Source organism: Bacillus sp. JJ1122, assembly GCF_036964885.1.
In the GTDB taxonomy this organism is placed as follows: domain Bacteria; phylum Bacillota; class Bacilli; order Bacillales; family Cytobacillaceae; genus Mesobacillus.
In genome coordinates, this window is the sequence record NZ_JBALQL010000020.1 from 126,057 (window position 1) to 147,003 (window position 20,947).

18 protein-coding genes are annotated in these 20,947 nt (G+C 42.5%); 6 read left to right on the plus strand and 12 right to left on the minus strand.

All coding sequences use genetic code 11. The features are described from left to right. Positions 1-547: 547 nt before the first annotated feature. From V7201_RS12165 to V7201_RS12185, 5 genes are all read right to left on the minus strand, one after another. Entirely contained in the window at positions 548-928 is a 381-nt protein-coding gene (locus V7201_RS12165; protein WP_335377006.1) for a VOC family protein, read from the minus strand. A gap of 110 nt (positions 929-1,038) precedes the next feature. Beyond that, positions 1,039-2,124: an ATP-binding protein gene (locus V7201_RS12170; RefSeq protein ID WP_335377007.1), complete on the minus strand. Its 1,086-nt coding sequence runs from the start codon at positions 2,122-2,124 to the stop codon at positions 1,039-1,041. A gap of 271 nt (positions 2,125-2,395) precedes the next feature. Further along, a complete protein-coding gene (locus V7201_RS12175) occupies positions 2,396-3,871 on the minus strand; it encodes a nicotinate phosphoribosyltransferase (protein ID WP_335377008.1) in 1,476 nt (491 codons plus the stop codon). A 45-nt stretch (positions 3,872-3,916) separates the two neighbouring features. Continuing rightward, on the minus strand, positions 3,917-4,468 hold the full coding sequence (locus tag V7201_RS12180; RefSeq protein WP_335377009.1) for a cysteine hydrolase family protein: 552 nt from the start codon (positions 4,466-4,468) through the stop codon (positions 3,917-3,919). Between the two features lie 259 nt (positions 4,469-4,727). Next, positions 4,728-5,669 carry a diacylglycerol kinase gene (locus V7201_RS12185; protein WP_335377010.1) on the minus strand — a complete coding sequence of 314 codons (942 nt, stop codon included), beginning with the start codon at positions 5,667-5,669 and terminating at the stop codon, positions 4,728-4,730. Between the two features lie 287 nt (positions 5,670-5,956). Here V7201_RS12185 and V7201_RS12190 point away from each other — a divergent pair, with 287 nt between their 5' ends. The 5 genes from V7201_RS12190 to V7201_RS12210 all read left to right on the plus strand — a co-directional run bounded on the left by V7201_RS12190 (position 5,957) and on the right by V7201_RS12210 (position 10,319). Next, the gene (locus V7201_RS12190) at positions 5,957-6,823 is read left to right on the plus strand and encodes an aminoglycoside 6-adenylyltransferase (protein WP_335377011.1); all 867 of its coding nucleotides are present in this window, start codon (positions 5,957-5,959) and stop codon (positions 6,821-6,823) included. 63 nt (positions 6,824-6,886) lie between these two features. Next, entirely contained in the window at positions 6,887-7,510 is a 624-nt protein-coding gene (plsY, locus tag V7201_RS12195) for a glycerol-3-phosphate 1-O-acyltransferase PlsY (protein ID WP_335377012.1), read from the plus strand. A 193-nt stretch (positions 7,511-7,703) separates the two neighbouring features. Continuing rightward, entirely contained in the window at positions 7,704-9,179 is a 1,476-nt protein-coding gene (putP, locus tag V7201_RS12200) for a sodium/proline symporter PutP (RefSeq protein WP_335377013.1), read from the plus strand. A 68-nt stretch (positions 9,180-9,247) separates the two neighbouring features. After that, a complete protein-coding gene (locus V7201_RS12205; RefSeq protein ID WP_335377014.1) occupies positions 9,248-10,033 on the plus strand; it encodes a hypothetical protein in 786 nt (261 codons plus the stop codon). Positions 10,034-10,139: 106 nt separating this feature from the next. Next, on the plus strand, positions 10,140-10,319 hold the full coding sequence (locus tag V7201_RS12210; protein ID WP_335377015.1) for a hypothetical protein: 180 nt from the start codon (positions 10,140-10,142) through the stop codon (positions 10,317-10,319). A gap of 267 nt (positions 10,320-10,586) precedes the next feature. Here the strand turns inward: V7201_RS12210 and V7201_RS12215 are convergent, their stop codons facing one another. From V7201_RS12215 to gatC, 5 genes are all read right to left on the minus strand, one after another. Then, positions 10,587-11,372 carry an endonuclease/exonuclease/phosphatase family protein gene (locus V7201_RS12215; RefSeq protein WP_335377016.1) on the minus strand — a complete coding sequence of 262 codons (786 nt, stop codon included), beginning with the start codon at positions 11,370-11,372 and terminating at the stop codon, positions 10,587-10,589. Between the two features lie 3 nt (positions 11,373-11,375). Further along, on the minus strand, positions 11,376-13,013 hold the full coding sequence (locus V7201_RS12220) for a PTS transporter subunit IIBC (protein WP_335377017.1): 1,638 nt from the start codon (positions 13,011-13,013) through the stop codon (positions 11,376-11,378). A gap of 387 nt (positions 13,014-13,400) precedes the next feature. After that, positions 13,401-14,828, minus strand: a complete 1,428-nt coding sequence (gene gatB / locus V7201_RS12225; RefSeq protein WP_335377018.1) for an Asp-tRNA(Asn)/Glu-tRNA(Gln) amidotransferase subunit GatB — start codon at positions 14,826-14,828, stop codon at positions 13,401-13,403. A gap of 12 nt (positions 14,829-14,840) precedes the next feature. Next, entirely contained in the window at positions 14,841-16,298 is a 1,458-nt protein-coding gene (gatA, locus tag V7201_RS12230) for an Asp-tRNA(Asn)/Glu-tRNA(Gln) amidotransferase subunit GatA (protein WP_335377019.1), read from the minus strand. 12 nt (positions 16,299-16,310) lie between these two features. Further along, positions 16,311-16,601: an Asp-tRNA(Asn)/Glu-tRNA(Gln) amidotransferase subunit GatC gene (gene gatC, locus V7201_RS12235; protein ID WP_335377020.1), complete on the minus strand. Its 291-nt coding sequence runs from the start codon at positions 16,599-16,601 to the stop codon at positions 16,311-16,313. A gap of 697 nt (positions 16,602-17,298) precedes the next feature. Between gatC and V7201_RS12240 the strand changes: the two genes are divergently transcribed. After that, positions 17,299-17,940, plus strand: coding sequence for a lysozyme inhibitor LprI family protein (locus V7201_RS12240; RefSeq protein WP_335377021.1), 642 nt, complete (start codon positions 17,299-17,301; stop codon positions 17,938-17,940). 116 nt (positions 17,941-18,056) lie between these two features. On the opposite strand, the gene V7201_RS12245 is transcribed toward V7201_RS12240, so the two are convergent. Together V7201_RS12245 and aceA are read right to left on the minus strand one after the other, a co-directional pair. After that, positions 18,057-18,503: a YueI family protein gene (locus V7201_RS12245; protein ID WP_335377022.1), complete on the minus strand. Its 447-nt coding sequence runs from the start codon at positions 18,501-18,503 to the stop codon at positions 18,057-18,059. A 685-nt stretch (positions 18,504-19,188) separates the two neighbouring features. Then, positions 19,189-20,469: an isocitrate lyase gene (gene aceA / locus V7201_RS12250; RefSeq protein WP_335377023.1), complete on the minus strand. Its 1,281-nt coding sequence runs from the start codon at positions 20,467-20,469 to the stop codon at positions 19,189-19,191. Positions 20,470-20,947 lie beyond the last annotated feature (478 nt).

Consider the following 20,947-nt stretch of genomic DNA (forward strand, 5'->3'; position numbering starts at 1 on the left):
GCATAAGATACGTCCCCTTTTATCCATTTAAATAAAGGTATACAATAAGGAAAATGATTAATCCGATCATGAACACAGAACCAATGCTGGCGCTGTATACTACATAAATCTTAATATGAAGAATCACATGAACAATAAGAATGATAAGTAAGCACAAAAGCAAAAATATGATTAAATTCAAGTTTTTATTCCTATACAAAAAATCAGCACCTTATAGATACATAGTAGGAAGCAAAAATCGTTATACTTTTAATCTTTATATATTTTAATTTAGCTATTATTATTCATGAATCATTCACATTGTCCAAAACCACTAGACTTTACAGCAACTAATAAATCTCACACAATACCACTTATCACACTGCTGGCAAGACCTAATAAAGGATCTTGTATTATGGTTTTTCGGTATTATTCCCTTGGTTCTTTCCCAGTCTAACAAAATCATAGATTGATGCTTCAACTGCCTTCGCTACAAAAAAAAAGATCACTAATCCTTCGCGGATCAGCGCACCTTTTAGCCCATCTTAATTTTTCCCCGGTACTCGTATTACTTTTTCTCCATCACTGCAAAGTAATTTTCTTCACCGTCTGCAAAGTTAAATACCCTGCCAGAAGGCATAGTTACAATTTCTCCGACTGTGATATTTTTATTTGATAAGTCGCTATGTAATTGATCGAGATTTTCTGAGAAAAACAATAAAGAAGGTGTACCAAGATTTACTCCAGGCGACATTTTAGCAACAAATTCCTTATTGTGCAGGATGATGCTTGTTTCTGCATCCTTTGTTGGTGCAATTTCAATCCATCTCATTCCCTGGCCATTATCTTCTTCAGAAATGACACTGAATCCTACTTTTTCCGTCCAAAAATTTACTGCCTCATCCTGGTTATTTACATAAAGCATGATTTGGCCCACTTTACTAATCATTTACTTCACTCCTTATCCACTATTTTAAAAGTATATCGCTCTAAACGTTTATAATATTCTAAAAATAAATCGAAAACGAGAGTCTATATACATCCTAATTCCTCAATTCCTCAAATAGTTACTATCTGTCGAACCGCAGTATGAACTGCATTAGAATAATTTGGTAAAAATAGTTTAATTGTCGTACCTTCTCCTTGTTTGCTTTTAATATCGATGCTGCCTTGGTGAAGGTCGATAATTCGTTTGCATGTGATCAGCCCTAGGCCAGTTCCTTTTTCCTTCGTAGAATAAAAGGGTTCAAACAACCTTTTATGTCTCTTCTCCGATATACCGCAGCCCTTATCTTTAATGAGGATTAAGATATTTTTTTCACAGGCTTCCTTTAATGTCACTTCTATGTGATTTCCCCGATCATCTGTTGCTTCAATCGCATTTTGCAGGAGATTGATCAATACTTGTTTAATTTGATTCTGGTCGCAATTTAAAAATAGTTCTGTTTCAAGGTTAGATTCTATCTTTATACTTTTTAAATTAGCTTGTGGCTCCATCAACACAATACAGCTTTGAAGCAGTTTATTAATATTAGTAGGCTGAAAATGAACGTGCTCATTTGGTTTTGCAATGAACATGAATTCATTGACAATCTGATTGATCCGATCCATTTCATCCATCATAATATCCAGGTAACCTGCTAAATCTTCCTGATCAACACTCTCTTTAACGATTTTCGCAAAGCCCTTTAGGGAAGTCAGGGGGTTTCTAATTTCATGTGCAATTCCAGCAGCCAGTTCACCAACTACAGAGAGCTTCTCCATTTGCTGAATCCGCTTTTCCCTCTCTTTTTCCTTGGTAATATCAATGGCCGTTCCGATAACCTCAACTGTTTTCCCATTCCTGCGGATTGGATTAAGAATTGCCAGGTAATGCGTATCCCCAACGCACCCTTCATAGTTAATGTTTTCTCCCTTCCAGGCGATCTCATAAAAGACTTCTTTCCGGATTGCCTGTTCAGCTGGCAGAAATTCAAACAATGTTTTCCCCACGACACTTTCAGGTTTTAAACCAATTTTTTCAATGAGTTTACCTTCAATAAATGTATGAATGAATCGACCTTCCTTTTTAACGAACTTGAATATAAAGCCACTTTCTCTAGGTATGAACTGTTCGTAATCCACCTTATTGCTTTGATCATTCATATGGAAAACACCCTCGAAAAGAATTATTATACTAATAATTCTTTTTTCATCACTAAAATCCTTTATCGTTTAACCCTTCTTATAAAAAAAACTCTGTTGAGGGACGTCTGTTGAGGGACGTACCCCTTGCTTCTTTAAGCTGGTGTTCAGAATTATAGAATTATGGGGTCCTATGTAAGATTCTATAAACTATGGAAGCATTAGATACGTCCCCATGCTTCACCTTTTACCAAAAAGGCTGCTTTCATGATGTTGAAAGCAGCCTCTTATCTTACTTATTCTCTCCGGTCATTTCCATAACTTTCTCTCGTACTTCTTCTATATTGCGCATTTTGTTGTCCCAGCATTTCTGGCTGAGGTCTACTGGGTATTCTTCGGGATTCAGCATACGTGTGTACTCTTCCCAAAGAACGCCAAGGCAGTACTTTGAATGCGAACGCACTTCTTCGAGGCTTGGTTGTGTGTATACGAGTTTACCATCGGTAAAAATATCGTGGTGGAGCTCCCGCGCATCGAAATTCGTGACGAATTTGCTGACGAAGGTGTGGACTGGATGGAACATTTTCAGGCGCTTTTCATCTTGCGGATTTTCGTCCTCAAGAGCAATATAGTCACCCTCTGAACGGTTATTTGAGTTATTGATGATCCGGTACACCTTTTTGATCCCGGGAGTCGTGACTTTCTCTGGATTGGAGGAAATCTTGATCGTATCCTCCATCGTGCCGTCTGCCCTCTCGATCGAGACAATTTTATAAACCGCCCCAAGTGCCGCCTGGTCATAAGCCGTAATCAGCTTCGTGCCAACTCCCCACGTATCGATCTTCGCTCCCTGAGCTTTCAGGTTCATGATCGTATATTCATCAAGGTCGCTCGATGCCACGATTTTTGCATCTTTAAAGCCTGCTTCATCCAGCATCCGCCGTGCTTCCTTTGAAAGATAAGCAAGGTCACCGCTGTCGAGTCGGATACCGATGAAATTGATCTTATCTCCGAACTCCTTTGCGACACGAATGGCATTTGGCACACCCGACCTTAATGTGTCGTACGTATCAACGAGGAATACGCAGTCCTTATGAGTTTCCGCGTATTTTTTAAAAGCAGTGTAATCATCCTTATACGCCTGGACCATGGAATGGGCATGCGTTCCGGAAACCGGAATTCCGAACAGCTTGCCTGCGCGCACATTGCTCGTTGAATCAAAACCGCCGATGTAGGCCGCACGCGTTCCCCAAAGCGCCGCATCCATTTCATGTGCCCGGCGGGAACCAAATTCCATCGCAACTTCGTCATTTACCACCTGCTTGATCCTTGATGCTTTCGTTGCGATCAATGTCTGGTAATTCACGATATTTAACAACGCCGTTTCAATCAGCTGAGCCTCTGCAAGCGGCGCATCGACTCTGACTAATGGCTGGTTGGCAAAAACAATCTCGCCTTCCTGCATCGCACGGATCGAACCTGTAAACCGAAGATCCTTCAGATATGCCAGGAAATCCTCTCCGTAATTTGCCTCTTCTCTTAAGTATTGAATATCATCTTCGGTAAATCCGAAGTTCTCGATATAACTGATGATTTTTTCCAGTCCGGCAAAAACAGCATACCCATTGCCAAAAGGGAGCTTGCGGAAAAATAAATCAAACACCGCACGGCGATTGTGCATACCGTCGCGCCAGTATGTTTCCATCATGTTGATTTGATATAAGTCTGTATGAAGCATCAAGCTGTCATCTGTAAATTTCGTGCTCATCCAAAAACCTCCAAGTTTGCTGCCTTCCGTGTTCCTTTTCATAGGCTACTTCACCTCCGCGCCAATCGAGCCTTCGAAATGGCGAAGCGACCACTCATGGCCGACAGGGTCAAATGAAGCAACTGCCTCCTTATACACAATAACCTTAAATCCTTTATTGTAAGCATCAACTGCTGTATGCAAGACACAAATATCGGTACAAACGCCGACAAGATGCACTTCCGTAATGCCTCTCTCTCGCAATTTCACTTCAAGATCCGTCCCGGCAAAGGCTGAATACCTTGTTTTATCGATATAATATACATTCTCCAGATGCTTATTCTCCTCATACACCGCCTGAAGGCCGCCGTACAAATCTCTCCCCTTTGTACCGCGGATATTATGAGGCGGATACAGCTTCGTTTCCGGATGGAACTCATCACCCTCATCATGGACATCAATAGCGAAAACCACATAGTCACCATTCTGGATGAATTCCCTGGTAACGCCGACAAGCTTCTCCTCAATGACCTGACCCGGCTTTCCGCATGTCAAAGCCCCGTCATCAGCCACGAAATCATACGTATAGTCGATGTTGATCAACGCTTTGTTCCCCATTATGTATCCACATCCTTCATATTATTATCTTGCCTGATATCTCTTATTTTCTTCCATTTATGTGTTACAGGCAAATTTTACACATTCATCTTATGCATTTACCCAAGTTGAACTGAATTACAGCAGTTTTAAGCTATTAGTTAATATTTATCATTATTTTCTTTACATCATCTATTTCTTAAAACATCAATCTTGAGAAACAGCTTTTAGAAAAAAGCCAATCACAAAAAAAATCGCCCCAAAAAGGAGCGACTCATTATTATTCAACTCTAAAGTTCAAATCCAGGTTCTCTGGTCGGTCTTCCGGACGGATTTCATCCAGCGGTACGAAGACTTCGATATGTCTGTACAGGTTTTCGAATTCGGCTGGCAAATTGCCGCCGTATTCACCGTCAAGATTCAGCTGGACGTGTTCTTTCGCATGAACCTTGATGCGGTTCGCCTGTGTATAGATCACGTTCGGATCATGGATATGCTCCCCGCGCACTGCTAGTGATGCAATCTTGATAAAATCAGCAAGGTTTGTCTTTTTCAAAATCAACAGCGAGAACAAGCCGTCATTGATCGAAGAGTTCGGTGCCAGTTTTTCAAAGCCGCCGACGGAGTTCGTCAGTCCGACAAGGAACATCATGGCTTCGCCTTCAAACAACTTTCCATCATACTCAATGCTCACTTCAGAGGCACGGATGGACGGCAGCATCTCCATTCCTTTTAAATAGTAAGCCAGCTGGCCAAGGACGGTCTTCAACTTACTTGGAACCTCATAGGTCAGCTCTGTCAGCCTGCCGCCGCCTGCAATATTTATAAAATATTTATCATTGATCCTGCCAATATCGACCGGGATCGTTTGATTTTTAATAATGATATCAACCGCCGCCATGATATCGCGCGGAATATGGAGCGCTCGGGCAAAGTCATTGGTTGTCCCAACTGGAATGACTCCCACCTTTGGTCTGTACTCCTGTTCAGCAATCCCATTGACCACTTCATTGATCGTGCCATCTCCACCTGCCGCAATCACCAGATCATAACGGCGTTCAACAGCTATCCTTGCTGCCTTGATCGCATCGCCTTCACATGTTGTCGCATGGCAGGACGCTTCATATCCAGCAGTCTCAAGCTTTTCCAAAACTTCTGCAAGATTCTTTTTGAAAATTTCACGGCCTGAAGTCGGATTATAAATTATTCTTGCTCTTTTCATACCCATCATCCTACTTAATATGGTTTTTAAAATTCCATCATTTTACATCATAGCTCAAATTCAATAGACAGGCAATTTCCCCAAAAACTTTCACCGATATATCATAAACCACTTTTTGTTTTTTTGCCAAAGGGAAAGACGTTTTTTTCACGAAGAATATATATTGTTAACTATTCTATTTTTCGAAAAACTCTTCCATTCATACATAATCTTTTTTACAATACAAAGAGATTAGTTACATAAATTGGAAATACCCATCAACCTATTAAAGTTGAGGAGCTATCTTTATGGATATTATTTCGTTTGACGACATCACTGCCCGCTTTACAGCATGGGCAAAAGCGGAGAAAGACATTCAGGCTGCATTGATTATTGGATCCAGAGCGAGGACAGATGTACCTGCTGACCAATGGTCTGATCTTGATATTATCTTTTTGACAGACAAACCGGACCAGTTCATCCACTCGGAAAGCTGGCTGAATCAAATCCATCCTTATTCTATTACCTTTCTGGAAAAAACAGCGGTTGGAAATTGGATTGAAAGGCGCGTCATGTTCAGCCCCCATTTAGATGTTGATTTTGTCATCCTGACTCCTGAACATTTCGCCGGCATGCTGCATTTAAAAGAAGTGCAGCAGGTTTTTAAAAATGGATATCAGGTGCTATTCGATAAAACAGACGTTACAAATGGGATAAAAGTTTCCGATGATTTTTCGCAAACTCGCGCGCTGCCGTCTCAAGAACAATATGATCATCTTGTTCAGGATTTTTGGTATCACGTTGTATGGGTGAGCAAAAAGATGCTGCGCGGCGAACTTTGGGTGGCGAAGGAATGCATGGACAGCAACCTAAAGTATTTGCTCAGGACGATGACAGAGTGGCACGCAATTGCCGTATTGGATCAATCACCATGGCATAGTGGGAGATTTATTGAAAAATGGGCCGACGCAAGGCTGGTAAGCTCATTCTCGAGGATTTTCGCGAAGTATGATAGAAACGATATGCTTCAAGCAATGAAGGAAACGACAGATATCTTCAGGTTGCTGGCTATGGAAACCGGAACTGCACTTAGTTATCCATATCCCAACAAGGCAGATGCCTCGGCAGTCAGCTTCATTGACTTATACGAGGATTTAATTCTCCCTGTAAAATAAACAAACATTAGCTTGTCATTTTTAGAATATGATTTTTTAACGACACTAAAAGGGTGACTTTTTATGATTTGGCTGATTCTTCTGGCTGCTTATTTGATCGGATCGATCCCAACCGCCTTATTGGTTGGCAAGTTTTTTTTCAATGTAGATATCAGAGACCACGGCAGCAAAAACCCCGGTGCGACCAACACGCTGCGGGTGATGGGCAAAAAGGCAGCCGTCATCGTGCTGTTGGTAGACGTGGCAAAAGGCATGTTGGCCGCTTCGCTTCCATTGCTTTTTGATGTACCGATTAATCCGCTTTACGCTGGGTTGATCGCTGTCATCGGCCATTGCTTCCCGATTTTTGCCGGATTCCGTGGAGGTAAGGCGATTGCAACGACGGCAGGTGCTCTGCTCGTGTTTGATATCGGGATGTTTATCGTTGTCTATCTGACATTCTTTTCCGTCATCTTAATGACAAAGTATGTATTCATGGGTTCCATTTCTGTCGGGTTTGCCATGCTGCTTTATTCCCTCTTCGTACAGGAAAGTTTGGAACCGCGGCTGTTTATTGCATTTATTTTATTATTATTTTTCCTCCATCGTTCAAACATACGCAGCTTCATGAATGGAACGGAACCGAAAATCAATGACCGTAATGCGAAAAAAGATCGCGTTCCTCCAAAGGGCTCCTTTAAATCGTAATTTGTAACCAAGGCTTTTAAGCCCTGGTTTTTCTTTTATATTATAAATATATTAATAAAATAAATTACTATTATTCGAATAATATTTTTTGTGAAAAAAGGCTCTATTTTTCAGATAGATAAGATGATAGAATATTATATGTATTAGCAATATTTTATTAATAATTTTTCACTATAACAAAGGGGGAAGGATTATGTCGAATGAAGCTTTTCAGCTTATCTCGATTGGGATTTACATGGCCGCGATGTTATATATCGGCTGGTACTCCTACAAAAAGACAAGCAATCTGACGGATTATATGCTTGGCGGAAGATCTCTTGGACCCGCCGTAACCGCGCTTAGCGCCGGCGCTGCTGACATGAGCGGCTGGCTGTTGATGGGACTGCCTGGCGGAATTTATGTAAGCGGTTTAGCAAGTGCGTGGATTGCGATTGGCTTAACTGTCGGAGCCTATCTGAACTGGCTTTTGGTTGCGCCTCGCCTGCGTTCCTACACACATGTAGCCAATGACTCTATCACGATTCCTGGTTACCTTGAAAATCGCTTTAAAGACGACACAAAGCTTTTACGAATTGTTTCTGGTATTGTTATTTTACTATTCTTCACATTCTACGTTTCATCCGGAATGGTAGCCGGAGCTGTATTCTTCCAAAGTTCATTTGACCTCGATTACCATACTGGATTACTGCTAGTATCCGCTGTTGTTGTGGCCTACACCTTATTCGGCGGCTTCCTGGCAGTTAGTTACACAGATTTCATCCAGGGCTTGATGATGCTGTTCGCACTTCTGCTTGTTCCTATCATAGGATTCGGCAAGACAGGCGGCCCTGCAGAAACCTTTGACACGATCCGTTCGATCGACCCTGCCTTGCTCGATTTATTCAAAGGCACAACATTCCTCGGCATCATCTCCGCTGCCGCATGGGGACTTGGCTACTTCGGACAGCCGCATATCATCGTTCGCTTTATGGCGATCACCACTGTAAAAGAAACAAAGAGCGCGAGAAGAATTGGGATGGGCTGGATGATTTTCTCCTTAATCGGAACCATCTTCACAGCGTTGATTGGTCTTGCATTCTTCGCGCAGAATCCAGATATCAAGCTTGAAAACCCTGAAGCTGTATTCATCGAACTTGGCCAAATTTTCTTCCATCCATTGTTTGCCGGATTCATGTTGGCTGCTGTACTGGCGGCAATCATGAGCACAATCTCCTCCCAGCTGATTGTTACATCGAGCGCATTGACTGAGGACTTATACAAAGTGCTGTTGAAGAAAGATGGCACTGACAAACAATACGTTTTCTTCGGCCGTATGGCTGTCCTTGCTGTTGCGATTATCGCAGCCGCCCTTGCCTGGGTGCAGAATGATACAATCCTCGGCCTGGTTGCCTATGCATGGGCAGGGTTTGGTGCCGCATTTGGACCAGTGATCCTGCTGAGCTTATTCTGGAGAAAGATGACCAACTGGGGCGCCATCCTTGGAATGATCGCGGGTACATTAACCGTCATCATCTGGAGTAAACTCGGACTCAGCGACGTCATGTACGAAATCGTTCCTGGCTTCATCGCCAACCTTCTTGTTTCATACGTAATCAGTTTGGTCACCTACAGACCAAACCCTGAAATTGAGAGGGAATTTGACTTAAGCGTTAAAAACCTGAATTCCTAATTCTACGGCAGTGCCCCCATACAGGCGGGCACTGTTTTTGTTTTTTTACAGGGATTTCGCCATAACGTATGGAATATTTAGTAAAAAGATCATTTAGGAGGAAAAAGAGGATTAAAAATAAAATCTTAGCCTACGCGACGGTTGCGTTCCTGCTCATGCTGATCCTTTTTATGACTGATAAGTATAAATTGTACAAGGAAGAAAAACCGCCTATTCCTGAAGTCTCGGTTGATGGCAAGCAGGTTGAAGCAGTCACCGGCACATATAAATGGAATGGTACGAAGGTAAAAGCAGATGAGCCTGTTAAATTAATGCTGGATATCTCTGGGACCAAGGTGGAATCATTACAAAAACTCAATGTTTCTTTCCCTGGCGATAATCAGCCTAAGAAGATCACAATCAGCCAATGGAACACGGTTCCTGGCTTAGAAAAAAGGAGTGAGGTTGGAGATACCTTCACTATCCCGATTAGCTATTCTACTCACCCAAACCAGTCGTTTTATTATATAATCAGCGCAGAATGGGAAAAGAATTACAGCCATTATTATGTAAAGCTGCATATCCAGGACAAACGCTGGGCCTTTAAAGACTTTTTAGCAAAGCAGTCCGGGAAACAATCTGTATTAGCAATCGTACCTAGAGGAGGCGAATTAAAATATGGCCTCCCAAGCGATTTAATAAAGAAACTCGATTCATACCATCTCTACATAGGACTTGAGGAACTTAAAAAAAGCTACCCAGAGATAACCGCAACCACCACACCAGTCTATTACCTTTTTAGCAGCACAAGCTTATTACAAACATTTGATGATCCAGCACTATTGATAAAAAACCTGGAGGATCACAATCAATAACCCTTAACCTAGGTGAATCACGGCATCCTGTAATCAAAGTTTTACATCGTTCAGTACTTACTATGTAAAATTGCAAATCGAAGACATCCCAGATTTCTATGACTTCTTGTCAAAAGATGAGAATAAACCATCCGTTTTGGCGATTGTTCCATGTGGAGATTCAGAAAAGTATGACATTCCAGATAAATTCAAGCAAAAACTAGATACATTCCATGTTTCAGAAAACCCTGAAGGTCTGATGAAAGAATACCCTGAACTGTTCATCCCAACAGTGCCTGTTTTTTAGTTTTCAATCACAAAGAATTGGTGTTTTTGTATAGCACTAAAGAAGAATTAATCAAATTGTTTACGGATGGAAATGCATTAAGCTTTTAATACGCAAAAAAGACCCATGGACTGGGTCTTTTTTGGCATTGAATCAAGTGTTTCTGTATGGTGTGCTACTGGCGAATTCAATAAAGAATCTGGTGAAAATACAATTAATCTGGCGATATCACCACTTGATTTGGCGAACTGGAAAAATCCCGCGAAAATCCTCAATTTTACTACCAGCTTAAATCGCCACTTCCACCCCATAATGATCCGAAACAACCTGTTTGTTTTCCCCGTTAAAAATCACCCTGGAATATTTCGGCTCCACCAGCTGGCCAGCCAAAATCAGGTCAATCCGCAAGTCCTGTTTATTCTCTTCCCAGCCGGCGATTTCCCCTGCAATTGTCACTCCGGAATCCTTCTCAACAGCAAGTTCAAAGGTATCATACAAATCCTGATCCAATAAATAATCATAACCTTCTCCACGAACAGAGGCAGGGTTATTGAAATCACCCATCAAAAAGAAAGGCCCATCATTTTTCACCTGTCCCAGAAGTGAATCGGCCTGGAACAGGTATGGCTCCTCTTCATCATGCCACCATCCGAGATGGCATGAATAAAAGGAAACAGGCTGTCCATCAACATGAATCTTCGCGCCGACAATCTTTCTCGTCTTCCAATAGCTCTGGTCGTGACCCCGAGAGATGAAAAAGGAGTACTCTTGTACAATCTTATGCTTCGTCAAAATCGCAAGACCCTCTTCATAGACCTCATAGCCAAGATGAGCAAAATCCCATGTGAAGCGATAATCCTCAGCACCTAGTTTGCGCAGCTCCTCGATAAGCACAAGCGCGAAATTATCTTCCCTGACAGCTCCGTAAGCAATTGGGGAATCCATCCGCTGACTGACCTCCTGCAGAGCAATGACATCATAGTCATTCTCTGCAATCGTCTCAGCCAGTGTCTTCATTTTTTCAAGCTGGTTGTCTTCCTGCCACGAATGGCAATTCAACGTCAATAACTTCATTTATTAAGCCCCCAGAAGGTCTTGGATATCTGACTTTAAAACGTCAGCTTTCGGTCCGTAAATCGCCTGGACTCCTCTGTCCTTAACAATCAGCCCAAGAGCACCATTGCTCTTCCACTCTTGCTCGCCAGCGACTGCAGAAGGATTTTTTACCGTCACACGCAAACGCGTCATACATGCATCAACATCTTCAATATTCTCTTGTCCACCTAATAATTCAATCAACACTGGCGCAAGTGAATCCTTCTTCACCGAAGAAGCAGAAGCACCTGATGTTTCTTCCTCGATATAGTTGCCGTTGCGGCCTGGAGTCGGGAAGTTGAATTTCTTGATCATGAAGTTCGCTACTCCATAGTTTAAGCCAAAGAATACTAAACATGCGATTGCAAAGTTAACAAGGTCCAGCCATAATCCAGCTTTGATGATCATCGGTGTTCTCGTCATCAATTCAATAAAACCGAAAGAGTGTACACGGATGTGAATGATGTCAACAATCGCGAATGCAAGTCCTGTCATAACGGCATAGATCACATATAATACTGGCGCCGCAAACATGAACATGAATTCAATCGGCTCTGTTACCCCTGTTAAAAATACCGCTAAACCAGCAGATAAGAACATGGATTTATACTTCGTACGCTTATCTGGATCGACGTTGCGGTACATCGCAAGCGCGATACCGATCAATGCCGAAGTTGAAAGAATCATCTGTCCGACTTTAAAACGAGCAGGTGTTACATCATTCAGCAACTGCTTGTAGCTGGCTGTGTCACCAGCAGCATGGAAGTTGTTCAAGTCAGCAATCCATGCAAGCCATAGTGGATCCTGTCCGGCTACAATTGAACCAGCATTTGAACCAGTCAAAATTTTGTACGTTCCGCCCAGTTCCGTATAGTTGATTGGAACTGTCAGCATGTGATGAAGTCCGAATGGCAATAGCAAACGTTCCAATGCACCGAAAATAAATGGCGCGATGATCGGTGCTGTATTGCGTGAAGTCGCAATCCATTGTCCAAAGTCATTCAATAGTCCCTGGATGAACGGCCATACAAGCGACAGAATCAGCGCCACAACGACTGAACCGCCAATTACAACGAATGGCACAAAACGTTTTCCGTTAAAGAAAGAAAGTGAGTTTGGCAATTTATCATAGTTATAGTACTTATTGAACAAGTTCGCCCCAAGGAAACCTGCGATGATCCCCACAAACACGCCCATGTTCAATGCAGGAGCACCAAGGATGGATGTGAAATAATCTTTTACAATTAACTCTTGTCCAAAGAGAGACGATACCGTCGCATACGGATTCGAAAGCATATCGCTGCTTACTCCAAAGATTGCACCGGTAATCCGGTTAATCAGGATAAAAGCGATAAGTGCTGCGAATGCACCGCCAGCACGCTCCTTAGCCCATGAGCCCCCGATTGCTACCGCAAACAGAATATGTAGGTTCGTAATAATAGCCCAGCCGATATCTTCTAATATTCGTGCAATCGTTTGCAGGAAAACAATATCAGAAGCTGTCATTCCTACCAATTTACCAAGTGAAATCATGATACCTGCAGCAGGCATAACTGCTACTACAACCAGCAGTGCCTTACCGAACTTCTGCCAAAAATCGAAAGATAAAAACTTCTTCACAGTGTTTCCTCCCTTGATGTATAGGCTTTCATTTAAATCCATAAGCAATTTTTCAGCAGATTTCCGAACAGCCTTATCTATCAAATTATCTATTTATTTTTATTGTTATATTAAAATAACACGCTTTCAAATTTTATGCAAACGTTTGCGGATAATTTTAAGATTAGCAAATATATCTAAGTACCACAACTCTCTGCAGATGATAAATTTTATCGAAAGATAGAAGTCTATGCTTCTGATTCAGAAAATGTCGAATTTAAAATGACTGAAAATTCAACACTTTACCTTTCCCGGGAAATATCATGTCGAAAATACATTTCGACATAACCCTCATTTGACACAACAAAAAAGGCTGACGGATACTACCGCCAGCCTTAGCTGCAATTTTTATCGCTTATTCAATTCTTCGACAAGTAATTTATTAACAAGCGGCGGGTTCGCCTGGCCTTTTGTGGCTTTCATGATCTGTCCGACCAGGAAGCCTTTTGCCTTGTCCTTACCACCTTTAAAATCCTCCACGGATTGCGGGTTCGCATCAAGAATTTCGGAAATAATCTTAAGCAGCGCACCTTCGTCTGAAATCTGGACGAGTCCTTTTTCCTTGACGATCTGCTCAGCGTTGCCGCCGTTTTCAACCAATTCCTTGAACACTTGCTTCGCGATTTTTGTGGAAATCGTGCCGTTTTCGATCAGCTTGATCATGCCGGCAAGCGCCTCTGGTGTTAGCGCCGTTTCGTGAAGTTCCTTTGATTCAGCCTTCAAATACGCAGAGAACTCTCCCATCAGCCAGTTCGATGCCTGCTTTGGATCAGCTTGTGCCGCTACAGCAGCTTCAAAGAAATCAGCCATTTCTTTCGTCACTGTTAAAACTTCTGCATCATATGGAGGCAATCCCATATCCTCGACATATCGCTTTTTACGCTGGTCTGGAAGCTCAGGAATTTCTGCACGTACCCTTGCCTTCCACTCTTCATCGATATAAAGATCCGGCAAATCCGGCTCTGGGAAGTAACGATAATCATCAGAGCCTTCTTTTACACGCATGAGAATCGTTGTATTTGTTGCTTCATCGAAGCGGCGAGTCTCCTGCTGGATTTCACGGCCAGCAAGAATTTCCGCTTCTTGGCGCTTCTCTTCATGTTCAAGTCCTCTTCTGACGAAGTTAAAGGAGTTCAAGTTTTTAAGCTCAGTCTTTGTGCCAAGCTCCTTTTGTCCGACAGGCCTAATTGAGATGTTCGCGTCACAGCGGAGGGAGCCCTCTTCCATCTTGCAGTCCGATACGCCTGTATACTGGATGATTGACTTTAATTTTTCAAGGTAAGCATAGGCTTCATCCGGTGTGCTTATATCGGGTTCCGATACGATCTCAACAAGCGGTGTTCCCTGGCGGTTGTAATCGACTAAGGAATATCCATTTCCGTGCGTCAGCTTGCCTGCATCCTCTTCCATATGGATACGGGTGATGCCGATCTTTTTCTTATAGCCGTTTACCTCGATTTCGATCCAGCCATTTTCCCCGATCGGCTTATCGAACTGGGAAATCTGGTAAGCTTTCGGGTTGTCCGGGTAAAAATAGTTCTTCCGGTCGAATTTCGTATGTTCAGCTACTTCACAGTTCAGCGCCATCGCTGCTTTCATTGCGTACTCGACCGCTTTTTTGTTCACGACAGGAAGAACACCAGGGTATCCCAAATCGATTACGGTTGTATTTGTATTTGGCTCAGCACCGAAATGGTTCGGGCTCGCCGAAAATATTTTCGAATCTGTTTTTAATTCAACATGGACCTCAAGGCCAATTACCGTTTCAAACTTCATTGTTTTCACCCCTTACAGCTGCGGTTTTTGTTTATGGAATTCAGTTGCCTGCTCAAAAGCATGCGCAACCTTGTATACAGTGCTCTCATCAAAATGGCAGCCGATGATTTGCAAGCCAAGAGGCAGCCCTTTATCAAATCCGCATGGAACGGAGATGGCCGGCACGCCTGCTAGGTTAACAGGAATCGTTAAAATATCATTCGCGTACATCGTCAAAGGATCCGCGATGTTTTCGCCAATTTTAAATGCTGGTGTTGGTGTAGTTGGTCCAACAATCACATCGTATTTTTCGAATACATTTTCAAAGTCCTGCTTGATCAGCGTGCGGACCTTTTGTGCTTTTTTATAATAAGCATCATAATAACCTGAGCTAAGTGCGAAGGTTCCAAGCATGATACGGCGCTTAACTTCATCGCCAAAGCCTTCAGCACGAGTCTTTTTGTACATTTCAATCAGGTTCTCCGCGTTTGGTGTGCGGTAGCCATAACGAACGCCATCAAAGCGCGCCAGGTTCGCAGACGCTTCCGATGAAGATAATAGATAATAGGTAGCCAAAGCATACTTGGAATGCGGCAGTGATACCTCTTCCCATGTCGCCCCTTGCTTTTCAAGGACCGACAATGCATCAAGCACAGATTTACGGACCTCTTCACTTACGCCCTCACCGATATATTCCTTCGGTACAGCGATACGCAAGCCTTTTACATCACCCGTCAAGGAACCTATATAGTCAGGTATGTCCACTTTCGCAGAAGTCGAATCCATTTCATCGTGGCCTGCGATTGCTTTTAACAAAAAGGCATTGTCTTCAACATTGCGCGTGATTGGACCGATTTGGTCAAGCGACGAAGCGAATGCTACAAGGCCAAATCTTGATACAAGTCCGTATGTGGGCTTCATGCCGACAACGCCGCAGAAAGAAGCTGGCTGGCGAATGGAGCCGCCTGTGTCAGAACCAAGCGAGAACAATACTTCACCTGCAGCAACCGATGCAGCAGATCCGCCCGAAGACCCGCCAGGAACTGTTTCAAGGTTCCAAGGATTGAACGTCTTCTTGAACCCTGAGTTTTCATTGGAAGAGCCCATTGCAAACTCATCCATGTTCAGTTTCCCGATCGTGACCGTTTCAGCCTGCTTCAGCTTTTGCATGACTGTCGCATCATAAATAGGATCAAAGTTTTCAAGAATTTTGCTCGCACATGTCGTACGCAGCCCCTTCGTGACGATATTGTCCTTAATCCCAATCGGCATGCCGTACAGTTTGTTTGCCGGCGCGCTTTGTATCGCCTTATCATCCAACGCTTTTGCCGCAGCTCTTGCCTTCTCTTCATCCAATGTTAAAAAAGCCTGGACCTTGCCTTCGACCTCGCCAATTGTTTTGAACGATTGGTCAACCAGGTCGGAAACGCAGAGGTCTCTTTTATGTAAAAGCTCATGAAGCTCCGAAATCTTATGTTCAAATAAACTCATCGCCAGTCCTCCTTACTCCATAATTCCAGGTACTTTGATCTGTCCATCCTGGTGCTCAGGCGCATTCTTCAAAACTTCCTCGCGCGGTAAACCCTGATTTGATTTGTCCTCACGCATAACATTCTTTATTTCAAGCACATGTGCAGTCGGCTCGACATTTGTTGTATCCAGCTCGTTAAGCTGTTCAGCGAACGAAATAATCTTGTCCAGCTGTTTTGTAAAAGTATTGGCTTCTTCCTCGGTAATCGCCAATCTTGCCAGGTGCGCCACATGCTTCACCTGATCCTCAGAAATCCTTGACATAAAAGCACCTCCATAAGTAAGTGAAACGTCCATCAGAAGGGTATTCAACCCTTTTTCTGAAAAAACAATAATATTGATCATAGCAAAGTTTCACACGTTAAAGCAATACAAGCCTTGCCATCTGTACTATTTTAACATGACTGGAAGCGGATCGCAGGAAAGAGAACATTTTTTCAGAGAAATAATACCTGTTATACTTAAAGAAAACATTCTTTAACATAACTTTAGGTTAGGAGAGATTGCGATCCTTACTTTTATCTTCGAATTTATTGGAGATCTATTTGCGAGTGCTGGCAATAGCCAAACATTAAATACTCGAAAAATTGACCAGAACATAAGATTGTTAAACGAGCACACATGGTTTAAGGCTTTATATGAAGACGAAAGGTACCACCGTCTATTCTTTGTAAACCGGCATGTTAGAGGATATTTGCAGAGCACTCTTCGTGTTAAAAAAATGATCCGAGATGAACACGCACAGAAAAAGTTTGTCCTTTTATTAGATAAGCACTTTAATGCCAGATAAAAAGACCCTCCTCTAATAATGAGTAGTTCAGTTAAACAAACATTTTCATAGTAATTTGCCTAAACAATAAAGATTGGCGTTTTAATAAGGGAAAATATGATGTAATGATTATCGCTTAATTCACATCACGCAAAGGGAAGGAATTTCATTACAAGAGGAGTTGTTTAATATATGGAAAATAACAGAAAAAGTTTAGTAGCAATATTTACTTTAGTATTCGTAATTTTATTATCAGCTTGTGGGAACTCATCGAATGAATCAAGTGCTAAGGCGGACAATCAGTCACAAAATAACCATTCAACTCAAGACACAAAAGACGATTCTTTGGATATCGATTCCACAGATAGTGTCTTAACAAACGACGACAGTAATACAGGCAGTAATGCAAATAAAACAGATGATACAGCAAACAATGCAACTAAAAAAGATGAAGACTCATCCAAAAACAATACTGAAGCGGATCTAAAGGAAAGGTATCTAAAAAAATTAAATGATACTAAAAAAGAAACGGAAGAATTGAAAGCAACAGACTCATCGACTTACGCTTTGAAAAAAGTAGAAAACGACAGATGGGAAAAATGGGATGAATTGTTGAATGATATTTATGGAGCATTAAAAGAGCATCTGCCATCAAATTCGATGGACCAATTAAGAGAGGAACAACGGAATTGGCTAAAGTACAGAGATGATAGCGCCTTAAAAGCCTCGTTAAAATATAAAGGCGGTACGCAGGAACATTTAGAATATGTGGCTGTGCTTGCAAATCTTACTGAAGAAAGATGCTATGAATTAGTTGAAAGTTATATGAAATAATTTTACATCCCTGACCAGATAACTTTAAGTAAGTGAGTAAAATTTTAAATCCTAAAAAACACTTGGACATTAAAATCCAAGTGTTTTTATTTGTGTTGTTATTTACAGAAAGCCCCTTACCCTTTCTTAAACCAATTTCCCAGCCCAGAAAAGAATCCTTTTTTCTCCTCCATCTGAACAGGAGTCACAACCGGCTTTTTCGAAAGATAAATATCCTCCTTATCTATGGCATGATCATGCGCCAGGACAAGACCCAACTCTGAATCATAATCTTTGTTTGTAACGATCGTGAATTCGATGTTTCTTTTTTCTGCTTCCTTAATGTATTTGGATAAATACGAATATGTTATATGACCATTTAAGAAGAGATGCGCCTGCATGTTTTCATCCATGAGCTTAGTGACCTCAGGTTCGACCCCTTTTTTCATCACCTGTGCCTGGGTCAGCGCAATCACGACCCGCTCACGAAGAGTTGTCAGGAATCTCCTTCTCTCATCAGGTTTCGTCTGTTTCGCCCCATACATCCCCTGCTGCAAATATTCGTCCAATTTGCTGTTGCTCATCCAATCACCTCCAGCATTCATTACTACTATGTATGATTCTGCCTACAAGACTGTGCTAGTTTAAGGTTAACCTATTTCAGACAAAAAAAACTCACTTTGACTCGGTGCGAAGCGAAGGCAACACATAGAAGTATTGAATTTGAACAGTAAATTCCACATATCGGCAGGCGATACGCATAGCCAGATCATACGGGAATCATACACTGTTAAACATTGATTTGATGGCGTTCGTGTTGTCATGGCCAGACCGATACGACTTAAAGCAAAATACCTCCTCTTCGGATTGAAGAGAAGGCAGCAAATAAGAGTATTGAATGTGCATAGATTGAGTGGAGATCACCCTGTGTGTCGGTCAGCGATATGCTCAAACATATCGCAAGAGTAAATCCCGTATATCGGTCAGCGATACACTCAAACAAGTCGTAAGAGTAAATCCGTATATCGGCCAGCGATACGCCAACCAGATCGTCCGAGGATCATACCACATTAAACATTGATTTGACTGCATTGAATTGCCATTGCCAGACCGATACGATTAACTGGAATCGAGCGATACACTGATTCAATATTACCAGTCATCATCGAGAACAGATGCTAATTTCGTTTTGAGCAGCCACCTTCTAATCAAAGCTGGTGCTGAATCAAATTTTACCGCCAGCATGGAAATTGCAACCAAAGCGAGTCATCAAGAAGCAGTAAATTGCGCTTCCTCAGTTGAGCCTTTTAATGCAGTAGTGGAAGAAGTTCCTCCTGAAATGACCATCGAAACCTGGTCGAAGTAGCCTGTTCCAACTTCACGCTGATGCCTTGTTGCTGTATATCCGTGCTGTTCGCTGGCAAACTCGGCCTGCTGCAATTCGGAGTAAGCAGCCATGCCCCGATCTTTGTAGCCCCGAGCAAGTTCGAACATGCTGTGGTTCAAGGCGTGGAAGCCTGCAAGTGTGACGAACTGGAACTTGTAGCCCATCTTCCCAAGCTCAACCTGGAACTTCGCGATCGTTTCATCGTCCAGCTTCTTTTTCCAGTTGAATGAAGGCGAGCAATTGTACGCCAGCAGCTTCCCTGGATACTTCGCATGAATCGCTTCTGCAAAGCGGCGAGCTTCCTCAAGATCCGGCTCAGAAGTTTCACACCACACCAAGTCTGCATAAGGTGCGTATGCAAGTCCGCGGGCAATTGCCTGGTCAAGCCCAGCATTTGTACGGAAGAACCCTTCTGGTGTTCTTTCACCAGTGATGAATGGTACATCATATGGATCAACATCGCTTGTAATCAAATCTGCAGCATTGGCGTCAGTCCGGGCAACTATCAGCGTCGGTGTTCCCATGACGTCAGCCGCGAGGCGCGCTGCAATCAGGTTACGAACCGCAGTTTGTGTTGGCAGGAGTACCTTTCCGCCTAGGTGTCCACACTTCTTTTCCGATGAAAGCTGGTCTTCAAAGTGGACACCAGCCGCACCCGCTTCAATCATACCTTTCATCAATTCGAACACGTTCAGCTGCCCGCCAAACCCAGCCTCCGCGTCAGCCACGATTGGCGCGAACCAGTCAATGGAGTTGTCACCTTCACCGTGAGTAATCTGGTCAGCTCTTTGCAGCGCCTGGTTGATTCGCTTCACAACGGCAGGAACACTGTTCGCTGGATACAAGCTCTGGTCTGGATACATATTTCCGGAAAGGTTCGCGTCCGCAGCAACCTGCCAGCCGCTCAGGTAAATGGCCTTCAAGCCTGCTTTTACCTGCTGCACTGCCTGGTTTCCAGTCAACGCACCCAGAGCATTAACAAAATCCTCTTCATTCACAAGACTCCATAGCTTTTCAGCACCACGGCGAGCAAGCGTATATTCAATATCAACCGATCCGCGAAGCTTGATAACTTCTTCAGCGCTATACGTTCTTTCTACTCCATTCCAACGGCTATCCAATTCCCAGCTTTCCTGCAATTGCTTAACACGATTTTGAGTCATTTTCCGTTCCTCCTAATGAATGGTTTTTTTGTTTTAAAGTCTTCGGTGTCAATACTTCGCTTGTTGATACTCACTTCTATTCTTGTAAATTGTATTGATATGTACTATTTTTATATTTTGTTATAGTACAGAATCAATAACTCTAATATGTATTATATAACAGAATTTTCAAAATGCAATTAATTTACTGAATTTTTTTGTAAAAAATTTTGAAATTGGTCAAAACGCCCTTTTTCAGAGCGTCTTTTATAAATGCCATTATTAGCTGTTAACGTTACTTTTCTTTTTGCCATGTTTCAATATCATTTCTTGTAACCATTCACATTCTGTTTTCGCCTGCGAATGGTCGTTAGAACTCCTCTTATGACCATTCGACTTCTGTTTTCGCCTGTGAATGGTCGTTAGAACTCCTCTTATGACCATTCGACCTCTGATTTCCCCTGTGAATGGTCATTAGAACTCCTCTTATGACCATTCG